10 protein-coding genes are annotated in these 13,731 nt (G+C 52.8%); 5 read left to right on the top strand and 5 right to left on the bottom strand.

Features of this window, described 5'->3' with window-relative positions; genetic code table 11:
• Positions 1-128: 128 nt before the first annotated feature.
• The 5 genes from Enr17x_RS16970 to Enr17x_RS16950 all read left to right on the top strand — a co-directional run bounded on the left by Enr17x_RS16970 (position 129) and on the right by Enr17x_RS16950 (position 6,082).
• A complete protein-coding gene (locus Enr17x_RS16970; RefSeq protein WP_145310741.1) occupies positions 129-692 on the top strand; it encodes a DJ-1/PfpI family protein in 564 nt (187 codons plus the stop codon).
• 42 nt (positions 693-734) lie between these two features.
• Positions 735-2,063: a Gfo/Idh/MocA family protein gene (locus tag Enr17x_RS16965; protein ID WP_145310739.1), complete on the top strand. Its 1,329-nt coding sequence runs from the start codon at positions 735-737 to the stop codon at positions 2,061-2,063.
• Between the two features lie 441 nt (positions 2,064-2,504).
• The gene (locus Enr17x_RS16960; protein ID WP_145310737.1) at positions 2,505-3,263 is read left to right on the top strand and encodes a phytanoyl-CoA dioxygenase family protein; all 759 of its coding nucleotides are present in this window, start codon (positions 2,505-2,507) and stop codon (positions 3,261-3,263) included.
• A 39-nt stretch (positions 3,264-3,302) separates the two neighbouring features.
• The gene (locus tag Enr17x_RS16955) at positions 3,303-4,244 is read left to right on the top strand and encodes a sugar phosphate isomerase/epimerase family protein (protein ID WP_145310735.1); all 942 of its coding nucleotides are present in this window, start codon (positions 3,303-3,305) and stop codon (positions 4,242-4,244) included.
• A gap of 38 nt (positions 4,245-4,282) precedes the next feature.
• Positions 4,283-6,082, top strand: coding sequence for an arylsulfatase (locus tag Enr17x_RS16950; RefSeq protein WP_145310733.1), 1,800 nt, complete (start codon positions 4,283-4,285; stop codon positions 6,080-6,082).
• Positions 6,083-6,111: 29 nt separating this feature from the next.
• On the opposite strand, the gene gltS is transcribed toward Enr17x_RS16950, so the two are convergent.
• From gltS to Enr17x_RS16925, 5 genes are all read right to left on the bottom strand, one after another.
• Positions 6,112-7,299 (bottom strand): sodium/glutamate symporter, encoded by a 1,188-nt coding sequence (gene gltS / locus Enr17x_RS16945; protein WP_145310731.1) that lies wholly within the window; start codon positions 7,297-7,299, stop codon positions 6,112-6,114.
• Between the two features lie 59 nt (positions 7,300-7,358).
• Positions 7,359-7,619, bottom strand: a complete 261-nt coding sequence (locus tag Enr17x_RS16940) for a hypothetical protein (RefSeq protein ID WP_145310729.1) — start codon at positions 7,617-7,619, stop codon at positions 7,359-7,361.
• Positions 7,620-8,117: 498 nt separating this feature from the next.
• Positions 8,118-8,795 carry a TPM domain-containing protein gene (locus Enr17x_RS16935; protein ID WP_145310727.1) on the bottom strand — a complete coding sequence of 226 codons (678 nt, stop codon included), beginning with the start codon at positions 8,793-8,795 and terminating at the stop codon, positions 8,118-8,120.
• A 40-nt stretch (positions 8,796-8,835) separates the two neighbouring features.
• Positions 8,836-9,636 carry a TPM domain-containing protein gene (locus tag Enr17x_RS16930; protein WP_145310725.1) on the bottom strand — a complete coding sequence of 267 codons (801 nt, stop codon included), beginning with the start codon at positions 9,634-9,636 and terminating at the stop codon, positions 8,836-8,838.
• A 53-nt stretch (positions 9,637-9,689) separates the two neighbouring features.
• A complete protein-coding gene (locus tag Enr17x_RS16925) occupies positions 9,690-13,652 on the bottom strand; it encodes an outer membrane protein assembly factor BamB family protein (protein WP_145310724.1) in 3,963 nt (1,320 codons plus the stop codon).
• Between the last annotated feature and the right edge of the window lie 79 nt (positions 13,653-13,731).

Below are 13,731 nucleotides of genomic sequence, written 5' to 3'. Positions count from 1 at the left end.
TGATTGACGCTGAAAATGTACGCAAAACATGATAATGTTTATGGAAATCCGTAATGACCGGGCTGGATTCGATTGTAGAATGGAAACCAGTTCAATGCTTAGAAATTTACGTAGAAGGAATGGTTTGAATGAACAGGGTGTTAATCATCGTTGGCGATGCAACTGAAACCGTAGACACACTTTACCCCTATTATCGTTTGATCGAAGGGGGCTACGAACCGGTTGTGGCGGCCCCGGAAAAGCGTCTGTATCAGATGGTGCTGCATGAAGTGAAACCGGGCTGGACGATCACCAAAGAGTGGGAAGGCTATACGATTCAGGCGGATATCGCGTTTAAGGATATTAAAGAGGAAGAATACCTGGGAATCTTCTTCAGCGGGGGCCGTGCCCCGGAATATATTCGCGACGATGAGGACCTGATTCGGATCACCCAGCATTTCTTCGAAAAAAATAAACCCGTTGCCTCCGTCTGTCACGGCGTAGAAATACCGGCTCGCGCCGGTTGTGTGAAAGGCCGGCGGATGGCGACTGTGCCGAAGTGCCAGTTTGACCTGGAAGTCTGTGGCGGCATTTTTGTGAATGAACCGTGCGTGATTGATGGGAACATGGTCAGCGGTCGTACCTATCACGATCATGGCCAATATATTGGTCCGTGGATGAAGATGCTGGATGAAGCACGCGACCAGTTTTAGAAAATTGTCTTGAATTCAAAAAGTCATAAACAGGAGAGAGCGATGTCGTCACAGAAACTATCTCGTCGAACGTTTGTTAAAACAGCAATAGCCGGGTTGCCTTTGGCCTGTATTGCGCCGGGCGTTTTTGTGAATACGGCACGGGCCGCAGAGAAGTCACGCAATCCGAACGAGAGATTGAAAATCGGCTCGATCGGAATGCGGTATCAGGGATCGGTGATCGCTGATAAGGCACAAGAGTATGGCGACATTGTGGCGATTGCCGACGTTGATCGGGAGATTGCCGAGAAAGCTCGCAAGCAGTTTGGCGGCAAAGCGACCCTGTTTGAAGACTATCGCGAAATGCTGGAGAAGGCAGACATTGATGTCGTGACGATTGGCGCCCCCGATCACTGGCATACCAAAATGCTGATCGACGCCTGTCGGGCCGGCAAAGACGTCTACTGTGAAAAGCCGCTGACGCTGACGGTAGATGAAGGCAAGATTCTCAATAAAGTCGTCAAGGAAACCAAAGCAGTAGTGCAGGTAGGAACCTGGCAGCGGAGCGATCATCGTTTTCGTCAAGCCGTGGAAATGGTGCATGACGGACGGATCGGGAACTTGAAAAAAGTGACCGTGACGCTCAGTAAAAACAAGACCGGCGGTCCGTTTAAGCCCGAGCCCGTGCCTTCGGTTCTGAATTGGGATCTATGGCAGGGACAGACGCCCGATGTGCCTTACATCAAGGAACGTTGTCATTATACGTTCCGCTGGTGGTATGAATATTCGGGCGGACAGATGACCGACTGGGGCGCACATCACATTGATATCGCACAGTGGGGCGCCGGCATGCAGGATTCCGGTCCGGTCGACATTGAAGGGACGGCGACATTTCCGAATGTAGAGAACGGTTTTAACGTGGCCCTCGATTATCATTTGAAGGCCCGCTATGCAAACGGCGTCATTCTGGAAGTCAACGACACCGGACGAACGGGCGTGATGTTCGAGGGGGACAAAGGGCGAATGTTCGTGAACCGGGGAACCATCGCCGGCAAGCCGGTGGAAGATCTGGCGAAGAATCCGCTGCCCCGCGAGAAGTTCAACGTTTATGGTCATGACAATCTTTCACGTCCGCCCCGGATGGGCAAGCTGGATGCGATTGTGAATCACATGGGGAACTTCTTCGACTGCATTGAAACGCGGGAAACGCCGATCTCCAGTGTCGAGAACCAGCACCGTTCAGTGAGTGTGTGTCACATCGGCAATATCTCACAACGCCTGGGGCGCAAACTGACCTGGGATCCGCAGCAGGAACAGTTCGTCGGCGACGACGAAGCCAATGCCTGGCTCAAACGCGAACAGCGGGCCGGTTACGAGATCAAAGATACTTAAGAAGTGATTCGTAAATCGAACTCGTCTTAGCAAATAGGAGGAACCGGGGCTAACGCCCTTCGGCTAATAGGTTATTCCGGTTGGAAAGTTACCAGAAACCGGATCAGCCGCACGGTGTTGGTAGCATTTATATAATAGTTCTGATCCTGATTTTGAGGTGTACGGTGGTAGCCATCTAAAAATACTCTATGGTCGACGGTGTGCTGTTACTTTTACTTTCAGGACTTCGACAACAGGACAGCCTAATTAGCCGCAGGGCGTTAGCCCCGGTTATACGTCATAGTTAACGACAGTTCGAATTAAGAAACGCCAGATCGCATCACATTTTAGTATAGCGTGTTTCAGAATATACTCGGTTCAAATGGCCTTGGAGACGCTTCATTAAAACTGGATACAGTCTAGTAGGCCGCTGTGAATTTCGATCACGGTAAAGGAGAAACGATGACAGTCTCAACGGGCATCATAACGGAAGCTCATAAAAAACAGTTTCAGGAAGAGGGCTATTTCATACTGGAAAAGGTGATTTCAGACGAACACCTGCAGATTATTCGCGATGCCTGTGCGCATCTGATTGATCTGATGCATGAGGAAATGGACCGTCTGGGAACCGATCACATTCACATCAGCCATCGCGGCAAGCGGTATCACATCGCCAAGAAATACGATCAGGCACCCCGTCTGGAAGAGTACGTCTTCGGCGATCTGATGGCGGAGATCTGCAAAGCGACGATTGGCGAGACCGCGTATCTGTTTTACGATCAGTATGTGGTCAAAGCGGCGGAGAAGGGGATTAAGTTTTCCTGGCATCAGGATTCGGGATATCTCGGGTTTCGACATCGTCCGTATGTGACCTGCTGGGCGGCCGTGGATGATATGACGGTCGAAAATGGGACTGTCGACGTACTCCCTTATTCGACCATCGGAGTGAAATCGCTGGTGGAACACATTCAGGACCCGGAAACGGGGGACAAGACCGGTTACTTTGGTAAGGAGCCGGGAGTGACGGCGGTCGTGCCGGCGGGCAGTCTGGCGGTCTTCAGTTCGCTCACATTTCACCGCAGCGGTGCCAATACAACGGATAAAATGCGGCGGGCCTACGTCACACAGTACTCACCCGCGCCGATCATCGACCCGGAAACCGGGCAACCGAAACATCTGGTGGTTCCGTTCCTCAAGGACGGGGAAAAGGTCAACGTATAATCCGAGATCAGACAGACTTCTTTAGAGAGAGACAGACGCATGTTCGAACAACTGACTCGCCGTGATTTTAATAAACAGCTAATAGGTAGTGTATGCTCAACAGGTTTGATCGGGAATGTGCTGGCGGCGGGGACAGACGGTTCTTCCCGGCCGTTTCAACTGAATTACATTGTTGCCTCCTGCATGTACGGGAAGCTGCCACTGGAGACGATTCTGCAGGAAGTCCCTAAGACCGGTGCCGAGTATCTGGAAATCTGGGCCGAGCGGCACGGTAATCAGCGGGAGCAGATCGACGAACTGGGTGTTGAAAAAACAAAGCAGCTGTTTAATAAGTACAACGTCAAACTGGGGAGCTTCACCTGTTTCAAGTACGGCCTGTTTAACATGCAGGGGGAGATGGATCTGGTCCAACAGCTGGGCGGCGATATGGTGATCTGCAACAGTGGCGGCCCGAAAGGATTGAAAGGGGCCGAGCTGAAGGCGGCAATCAAGAAGTTCGCAGAAAAACTGAAGCCGCACGTGGACGCGGCAGCTGAAAAGGGCGTGATCATCGGTCTGGAAAATCATGGCGGCGGTTTGATTAACGATCCCGATACCCAACGCTGGCTGATGGACGCGCTGCCGGCAAAGAACTTCGGGATCGCATTAGCGCCCTATCATCTGGAGCAGAACCCGGAGATGATCGGAAAACTGATTACGGATTTGGATGAGCGACTAGTGCATTTTCAGGGCTGGCAGCATGGCATGGGGTGTATCAAGAAACTGCCTAAGGAGCAGGAACTGTTACAACTGCCGGGCCGCGGTGATTTGAATTTCGTGCCGCTCTTAGCGGCCCTCAAAAAGATCAACTACCAGGGCCGGACGGAAATCTTCATGCATCCGGTACCGCGCGGCATTCCGATTCTGCCGACTGCCGAGCAGGTGACTGCCGAGATTAACAGGTCGCGGGCATATCTGGAAAAGTGTCTGAAGCAGGCGTAAAAAACGAATCAATCAAATCGAGAAAGTGAATCCGACCTATGAACGTACATCGTTTCTATTTGACTTCGCTGTTTGTATTTGTTTGTTGCCTGGTCTGTGATCGTGGAAATGCTCTGCAAGCGAAAGAAAAATCACGGCAGCCGAATATCATTCTGGTGATGACCGATGATCAGGGGTATTGGGATACGGGCATTTCCGGCAATAAACTCATAGAAACGCCGACCATTGACCGGATGGCCGCGGAAGGAGTCACTTTTACGCGGTTCTACGCGAATATGGTTTGTGCGCCGACGCGGGCCGGGCTGATGACGGGGCGGCATTATCTGCGGACGGGCCTGTATAACACCCGGTTTGGCGGTGACACGCTGGGACAGGATGAGACGACGATCGCGCAGGTCCTGCAGTCAGCCGGTTACAAGACGGGACTGTTTGGGAAATGGCACTTGGGACGCTATGCGCAATATCAGCCGCACCGAAGGGGCTTCGACCATTTCTTCGGTCATTATCACGGACACATTGAACGTTATACGAACCCGGATCAGGTCGTTGTCAACGGGCAGCCGGTCGAGACCCGCGGTTATGTGACCGACCTGTTTACCAACGCGGCCATTGATTTCATCACCGAGTACAAAGATAAACCGTTCTTCTGTTATGTCGCGTATAACGCACCGCATTCGCCTTTCTTATTGGATACCTCTCATTTCGGACAGCCGGAAGGGGATAAGCTGATCGAACAATATCTGGCGAAGGGACTGCCCCTGCGCGAAGCGCGGATATATGCGATGGTCGAACGCATTGATCAAAATCTGAACCGGTTGCTGCAATCGGTCAAGAAGCTGGGGCTGGAGCAGGAGACGGTCGTGATCTTCACCAGTGACAATGGCGGCGTCAGCCGGGCATTTAAAGCGGGACTCAAAGGGGGTAAAGCGAGTGCCTACGAAGGCGGGACCCGAGTGCCGTTTGTGGTGCGTTGGCCGGGCCATTTCCCGGCAGGAAAAAAGACCGATGCGATGGTCGCCCAGACCGACCTGTTTCCGACGTTCTGTCAACTGGCGGGTGTGCCGGTTCCCCAGGGAATCAAGCTGGATGGGAAATCGATCCTGCCGCTGATGGAACAGGGGGCGGGAAAATCTCCACACGAATATCTGTATCATACGTGGGATCGTTATACGCCGAACCCGTGGCACCGCTGGTCCATTCACGGCGAACGGTTCAAGCTGGTGGGCCATGATCCGCAAGGAAAACAGAAACAGCAGGAGCCGGCGGGAAAATTATATGATCTGCAGGCGGACCCGGGAGAGACGAAAGATGTCTCACGGAAGTACCCCGAGGTAGCATCACGACTGCGGAACGAATTCTTGCGCTGGTTTGATGATGTGACCGAGGGCCAAGTCTATCAGCCGGCGGCGATTCCGGTGGGCGATTCCGAGGAACCGGTTGTGGAACTGCAGCCGAGCTGGGCGATTCTCAAAGGGGACGGGCTGGAATATTCGTTTGACGGCTACGACTGGGATACGATCGACGGCTGGAAATCGAACGCCGGCAGTGCGACCTGGCAACTGGATGTGCTGAAGCCGGGGCGATATACGGTGGAGTTGAGTTACGGGTATCGAGATGCCTCGCCTGCCGCAGGGACGCTGGAAATATCAGTCGGTAAGTCGAAGCTCAACTGTGAGCTGCCGATGAGCACGAGCCAGAATGTGTTTCTCAAGCGATCCGTGGGAACACTGGAACTGAAAGCGGGCCAGCAGACGCTCACCATTCAGGCAGCCAACGCCGGCGGTATTCCGGGACTGCGATTGAATTCGATCTGGTTGAAATCGCTGAACAACGAATAGCGAATCGGTGTCTGCAACGGGGACGGCGTTCAATAAATATGCAGTGACAAAAACAGTCGCAAGATCATGGCATTGGCGATATCAATAAAGAAGGCCCCCATTAAGGGGATCACCAGAAATGCCTGTGGGGAGGCGCCATACTTTTTGACGAGCGCGTTCATGTTTGCCATTGCGACCGGGGTGGCGCCTAACCCGAGGCCGATGAAGCCACCCGACATGACTGCTGCGTCATAATTTCTTCCCATAAAACGAAACACAATGTGGTACGCAATGAGTGCCATCACGAGGATCTGGGCCACGACGACGGTTAGCAACGGGCCGACACTGGAAGCCAGCGTCCAGAGCTGCATACTCATCAGACTCATACTGAGAAACAGTTCCAGTGAGATATCTCCGCAGAGTCGGATGGCGTTAGAATGGAGTTCTTTCTGAAAGAGGTCCAGAGTGTTGGTTAACACAATTCCTACAAACAGTGCGGTGAGAAAGCCGGGTAATCCGAGTCCTTTGGTATGTAACCATTGATTGACGACATCGCCGGCAGAAACACAAATCGCCAAAGCCAGAATGGTGCCGAGCATGCCTTCGATGGTGACGGGGATCGAACTGGTGCCCGATTCGGTCTCGTTTTCCAGGCTTTCCGGCTCAATTTCTCCATTGAGCCTGTTTTTTTGAATCAAGTACTCAGCGAGCGGGCCACCGATTAAACCGCCGGCGATCAGGCCGAAGGTGGCGCAGGCGATTCCCGCTTCCGTTGCACCGTGGAGACCGGCTTCCCGGGCAACTTCTCCCCAGCTGATTGCCGTACCGAATCCGCCGGCGAAGGAAATACTTCCCGCCATCAGACCATAACCCGAATTGAAACCAAACAGAGCGGCAACGCTGATGCCGGCGACATTTTGCAAAACCAGAAACAGGATGGAAATGAGCAACATCTTGCCCAGTGCGATGCCGCCGTCCGCTAAGGTCCGGAGCTTTGCTGATAAGCCGATGGTGCTGAAGAAGACGAGCAACAGTAGATCGCGCAACGAGAGGTCAAACGTGATTTCCCGTCCGGTTACGGTGTAGTAAATTGCCACGATCAGGCTGCAGAGGATGCCGCCTACCACGGCTGAGGGGATGTTGTATTTACTCAACCAGCGAAGATGGTCTATGAGGAACGATCCGACATAGAGCACGAGAATACTGATAATCAGCGTTTGCGTGACTGAGATTTCCATAAATCAAATGCTTACTGAGTAACGTTTCTGTGCTCTATCCGGAGTTCCATCAGTGATTATCAGAGTGATTTACGGATGCGCTGAAAGCTCTCCTGAATTTCTTTGCCGACGTTGAACAGCGAATCGACTACGCTGCCGGCTGATTCTTTCATGGCGTCTTTCACCGGTTTGTAGTCATCCTGCAGTTGATTCAGCTTGTCGGTGACCTTTTCCCATTCGTCTTTGGCTTCCTGTTTGCCGAGATGAATTTTCAATGCGAGTTCATCGCGCTGTTGTTCCAGAGCGCCGATCAGTTCATCCAATCGATTTCGGTCAGTCATGATGTCTTCCTTTATTCAAAGTGGAAACGATGTTCGCTTTATACAGCCTGATTATGATCAGTGCTGAATTCGTACTACGTCTGTCTGTTCATTATACCAAATGAGTGCGAATGTCGACAGTAGTGACAAACTGAAACGACATGCTTTTCTTTGGCAGACATGTGGTGTGAAGAGAGAGAACTAGTGATGAAATGCTGCTGAATAAAGGGGAGTTGTGCTGAATGTTCCCTGTTTTCGAAGTGCTCTCATCAAGGCGCGAGATGCTTTGAAAAGGGGGGATCGGGTTTGAACGTGGCGTGAAGTGTGGTCGATAGGCGTCGATACGACACAATGAAGCGTGCTTTTAGTGAAGTTTCTGCATGCTTTTGCATCAAGACAGGCAGGTTGTATGCGAAGGGGTAACGGTTATTACCAGAAACCGGGCACAGAATTGCGTTTAAAAAACGCGATATTCCGCATAACAATGTTAAGATACTTTTGGAACAGCAGCGGACGGACTTAGTCGATGAGTACCAGGACATCGTGCAATTCATTCTGATCATCTTCTGCGCGGGGCAGGGGTGTGGAGGCCTGTGTGCCGATTTCCTGGATGACATCGCATATTGCTGTGGTTGCATCGCCTGAATGCAGGCCTTCGGTCAGTTTCTGGCAGAGCTGGTCGATGAAGGTTTGGCCGAGCTTGTCGATGACCGCCTGATCAGCCAGAGCGACGGCCATGTGCTCAAAGAGGGAGATGTAGATCAGGATGCCGGTTCCCCCTTCGGTATGGTGGACACGTTTGTCAAAGAAGATTTCGCGTGCCCGGGCGGCGACTTCATCCTGCATTTGCTGGCGGGGTGTGAAGAGGCGTCTGAGCCAGCCAATGCGACTGCCGGCGACGGCGCCAATGATGAACGCCAGGACCAATAACAGCGCGGCCAGGATCAGTTCGACGACTACAGGCATGCCGCCCCAGTCTCCTGCCTGTCCGGCGGTCCTGGGGAACAAGAACCAGAGAGTGATCGCCGTGATGACTGTCAGCCAGAGCCCGACGATGTCTTCGGGGCGGTCGTAACGGCCTGAAGACGTTGCCAGAACAGGTACGATTTCGCAGGATGTCTGTTGTTCGGCTTCGACGACTGCCTGCTCGACCTGTTTCTGTTGGTCTTCGGTTAAATAAGTAAATGCGCTCTGCATGAGTTGTTACTTTCAAACTTGTGTGAGAGGGGGAGGCTGGTTACCAGGAACCGGATGCCCCGCCGCCTCCGGAGAAGCCACCTCCAAATGAGCCGCCACTAAAGCCACCACCACCGCCGCCACGGTTATTTAACATTTGATACAGGATCGTGCCAATGACGGCGAAGACGACACCCCAGAACAACCAGGCCCAGCCACTGGAGCCGCGACGGATGAGCGAGACGAACGTGAATATGACCAGCCCGATGGCGACCGCGATAATGACATAAGTCCAGGGAGAAACAGGTTTCGTGGGCAGTTCCAGCTTGCGCGCCATCTTGTCGAGTGCTTCCACTCCGGCCAGGATACCTGCGTCAAACTTTCCCTGCTTGAAGTTGGCGATGATATAATCGTTCATAATCTGCTGGCAGAGTTTATCTTCGCGATGACCCCAGCCAGCACCGAGTTCGATCCGAGCTTTACGGTCGTCTTTCGAAACCAACAGTAAGATGCCGGTGTTCCAGTCCTGGTCCCCCAGTTTGGCATGGCCGATCTGCCACTGATTGAACAGAAGTGTGGCGAAGGTTTCGATTCGCATGTCGGCCCCGCCATGTTTGGCCATCGAATCAATGGTGACCACAATGATTGGTGTGGCTTTGTCGGTGAGCAGCTTGTCGCAGAGTTCTTTGATCTGCTTGGTGGTGTTTTCGTCCAACATGCCTGCGAGATCGCGAACGAATTCACGATCTCCGGGTGGATCGAGCGTCAACTCCAGCGCATGGGCGGAAGTCAGCCCGCTGAAACTGAACAGAATCAAAATCAGACAGAGACAGGCTCGTTTGCATTGCAGGGAATAATTCACATTATCTCGCTTGAAAGAGAGAACTGGTTCAAGATCGGAATCAGAGGACCAGTCTATGAATCTGAGCGGATAATTTCAATTCCACTTAATGCAGGCGGCATTTGTTTTGCGCTTTCATTTTGTGGAACGAATTCCAACTGCAGATTATCTTTCACAGAGACGTTATTAAATTTCTGTACCTGAATTGTTTTGGCCGCGTGCGGATTGAAATCCTTTTTGACGACTTTTCCCTGCAGCTTGATCTCAAACAGAGGCGGTTCCTGCTGATCTTTCAACGCGACCGGTTCCAGATCTGAGAACGAAAGTTCCACAGAATAGGTTGCGGGAGCATCGTTCTTGCCTAACAGGGGAATCGTACATTCTTGTAAACCGCGTGCCCAGGATGTATAGACCCAGGGTGGTTCCGCTTCTTTGACAGGGTGTGTGATTTCATTGAGACTGTTGTATCCACCGCCTGCGGCGAATTTGGGTTTGATATCGAATTTGAAGTCGAGTCCGGTTTCCCGGCTGGGGCGTGGACGGGGATACGCCATCCAGACCGTGCCATGGGCATCGCGTCGGTCGCCGGGAGCTCCCATGTTGAGGGCCATGTGTTGCACGGGGGTTTTCGGACCGACCGAGCTGAAGATGGTCCAGTGCGTTCGTTCTTCGCGCGGTTCGAGCACAATCGTGGAGGAAATTGAGAACAGGCAGACACAGCCGGCACTGGATTCGGGAATCATCACCAGACCGTTGGCAGGAATGGCGTTGATCCAGCAACCGGTGCGGTGACCGGCAAAGTGCCGCGTGCCGCCGTCTTTTTCAAGGTCGTAGAAACCGGTGTAGCCGGAACGGAACATCAACAGATTTTCTGAAGCCGCGAGCATGCCGCAGTGATGGCCTTCCCGCATAATACTCCAGGGAACCTGCTGCCCGGTGAGGGGATGTTTGCGTGTATGTTGAATTCCGGTGTAAAGGTCGTAGGACCAGGGCTCGGCGATGATTTTGTCGCCGACGATAATCGGGCGATGCCGATAGTTGGCATCTTTCTTCCAGAGAATCGAACCATCGGCGGAATTGAGTGCCACCATTCGTCGGCGGGAGAAATCGCCGGCGATGAACTGTTTCCAATAGTGGCCGTTCGCATTCGCACCACAGATGACTAACACATTGTTCTGATAGAGCAGGGATAATTTGCCGCCCCCGATGCCGATTTCACTACAGTCGGTCACGTCGACGGGATTCGCCCAGAGCTTTTTACCGGTCTTTATGTCGAGGGCGACGGCCAGACGCAGGTCCTGTTTTTTCAGGCGATCTTCGGCAATTTCGCGTTCTTTGCCCGTCAACTCTTTCAGGTGTGATTTATCCTGCCGCAGGATATCGGCACGTTGCTCGCTGGTGATGGAGCTGTCGATGAAATAAGCGGCTTCGGGTCCGATGGCAATGGTATGGTGGGCGATATTTTTGCCCTGGTAGCTCCAGACTGGCTTTCCGGTTTTGACATCGATGGCAAACAGGGCGTCGGTGGAATCATCGGTTTTACGACCGCGTCGCTTCAGACGGGCTTCAAGTTCATTTCGCGTGGTGGCGGTTCCAAAAATCAGACCGTCCTGATAGGCGAGATAACCCCACTCATGTTTTCCATCGTTGAGTTTTTCCGGCAGTGGGATTTTCGCGACGGTTTTGCCGGTCGCGGCGTCCAACTGGTAGCAGCTCTCTTTCATCATGAAGAACAGGCTATCGTCGCTGGCAACGAGGTTACCGGGGTTCTGGTTTTGAAATACGCCGGTTCGAATAGCCTGTGGGTTTTCGCGTTCCCAGAGGAACAAGCCGTTGTAGGCGTCGAACGCCATGATGGTACTTTCGCCTTGAATAAACAGGCGACCGTTAATCGCCAGCGGGCCGACGGCGCCTTCGTGGCGGTTGACCATTTTCTTTTCGCCAGGATCACCAAACCAGAGTACCCCCAGGCCGCCGCGGACGCGTTGATCTTTACTGCTGGCCGTATTTCCCGGGTCACCATACTGGTGAGACCAGCTGCCGGCTCCCGGTAATGCACCCCGTTTGAGCAGGGCATAGCTACCGAGGTCTTTGATCTGCGCCGTCTCACCGAGTTTGGTCTGTTTGAGCCAATCCGTTAATTTCGAAGAGGCGGCTGTTTCTGATTTTGAATTTGCGGGAGCACCCAGGCAGATCGTTCCGCCGAGTGGTTTGACGTGTGTGGCGATGTCTTTGGGAATTCCCGGAATCTGACCGGTTTTGAGTAGGGTGTCGGAAACGATCAGATTTGCGAAGTACCGTGAATAAGGGAGCGGAGAGAGTTCCGTCTGGTGGATGGTAATGCGGTGACCGTAATAGCCGGCCTGGCTCAGTTTTTCGCGGGCGGCTGCGACTTTGGCGCTGTCGGGTTCGATACAATAAATTTTAAGATTACTGTTTCGTGCCAGTTCATAGGCGAGTCTGCCGTCTTCATTACCCAGTACCAGACAGAAGCCGTCTTTAACATTGGTATGAGCCAAAATATCTTTGGCAGCCTGTTCATACAGGGATGTCAGCTTGTCTTCGGGGTAAGGTGTTTTGAGAGTGACGGCGTCAACAGGCTGTTCGGAAGATTTGGTCTCGGTTGCTGTGCGAAAGGCGATAATTTCGCCTGCGGATGTGCTGACGACAAGTTGACCGTCAGAGACCGCCAGGCCGCGTGCCTGCCCTTTGACATTCAGTGTTTCCAGGACCTTGCCTGATTTCTCATCGAGAATCAAAACCTGATCCTGACCGCCGACAACGACTTTGTCTCCCGCGACAATCAATGCATCGCGGGCGGGTGTTGCCTGTTCCCAGATCAAGCCTGCTTTAGCAAGTTTTTTGTTTTCGTCCTGTAACGTTTTGATTTCCGCGCGGGCGGCTTTTGCTTTTTCGCCCTTGAGTTTTCGCAGTTTGGAAAACAGGCTCTTGATGGTCATGTCATTTTTGTGTGCCTTTTGTGAGCCAACGGCATGTTCCTGCCGATTGACTTTGAGGACTTCACTTCCAGTCGCGAGATAAGCGAACTCTCCCTGAACGGCCATTTGTTGACCGTTGATCCAGGCAAAACCGACGTCCCCTTTATCCTGAGATAATGCCAGGATATGATGTGCTCCCATGGAGTAGATCTGACCGTCAGCCAGTAAGGCCTGCGTTCCGCCGACCACGCCCCCGGCTGTGCTTCTCCAGCTGTATGATCGCTTGTGTTCCTGCTCTCCCGTTTTCTTGTTGAAGGCAGCGGGGAGAGAGCGACCGGAGGGAATGAACAGAAATTCGTCGTTGGCCAGCAGGTAACCCTGTGGAGAAAGTTCATTGCGGCCGGCGCTGGTCTGGCTGAGATTGTCGATTTTCCAGACGACTTTACCGGAGTCGGCATTGACGGCGTAGAGGTAAATATTTTCATGAGGGAAAATGCCGGCTCCAAAGTAGGCGATGCCGTCGTCTAATAGAATGCTCGTTCTGACGGGCCAGCGTGAAACCATTTCTCCCCGGGCAATGATCATTTCTTCGTTGAGCCCGGCTCGTAATTTCCAGACTTCTTTTCCCGTCGCAGCGTCCAGGCAATACACGAAACCATCGTCTGAGCCGAAATAGATTTTGGAGTTGTCATAAGTCGGTGCTAAACGGATCGGACCACCCGTATAAAAACGCCAGAGTACCTTGCCGGACTTCAAGTCGACACAGCGAATCTGATGATCGACAGACGAACCGAAGTAGGCTTTGCCTTGTGCGAGTGCGACATGGAGGGCGTCATCAAAATCGACGCGTGATTCGAGATCATGCCCTTCGATGACCCGCTCACCCGGATCGGTCTGACCTGTTTTCGGAGCAGCGGGAGCCGCGTACTTCCAGGCGGGAGTTAATGGAAGCTGGAAGGTATCGGAAGTCGCACCGGCTCGTTCTTTGTCGACCAGATAGGTGGGCCAGTCTTTGGCGGGAACCTGCTGGCAGAACAGACAGAGAATTAAGCTCAGGCTTAAGAATCTCAGGGGGGCGAGGGAGAGGCGGTGTGTCACTTGTAGATCCTTTGATTTATTGGCGTCGTAATCTGGTACGGGCTGGTAAACAGGTCTGTCATCAAGCTAAACGCATCGG

The organism is Gimesia fumaroli (assembly GCF_007754425.1).
Lineage (GTDB): Bacteria > Planctomycetota > Planctomycetia > Planctomycetales > Planctomycetaceae > Gimesia > Gimesia fumaroli.
This window is presented reverse-complemented; position numbering and strand designations above follow the sequence as displayed.

Coding starts and splice junctions, on each gene's coding strand:
- Enr17x_RS16970 (WP_145310741.1), top strand. CDS start 129: ATGAACAGGGTGTTAATCATCGTTGGCGATGCAACTGAAACCGTAGAC.
- Enr17x_RS16965 (WP_145310739.1), top strand. CDS start 735: ATGTCGTCACAGAAACTATCTCGTCGAACGTTTGTTAAAACAGCAATA.
- Enr17x_RS16960 (WP_145310737.1), top strand. CDS start 2,505: ATGACAGTCTCAACGGGCATCATAACGGAAGCTCATAAAAAACAGTTT.
- Enr17x_RS16955 (WP_145310735.1), top strand. CDS start 3,303: ATGTTCGAACAACTGACTCGCCGTGATTTTAATAAACAGCTAATAGGT.
- Enr17x_RS16950 (WP_145310733.1), top strand. CDS start 4,283: ATGAACGTACATCGTTTCTATTTGACTTCGCTGTTTGTATTTGTTTGT.
- gltS (WP_145310731.1), bottom strand. CDS start 7,299: ATGGAAATCTCAGTCACGCAAACGCTGATTATCAGTATTCTCGTGCTC.
- Enr17x_RS16940 (WP_145310729.1), bottom strand. CDS start 7,619: ATGACTGACCGAAATCGATTGGATGAACTGATCGGCGCTCTGGAACAA.
- Enr17x_RS16935 (WP_145310727.1), bottom strand. CDS start 8,795: ATGCAGAGCGCATTTACTTATTTAACCGAAGACCAACAGAAACAGGTC.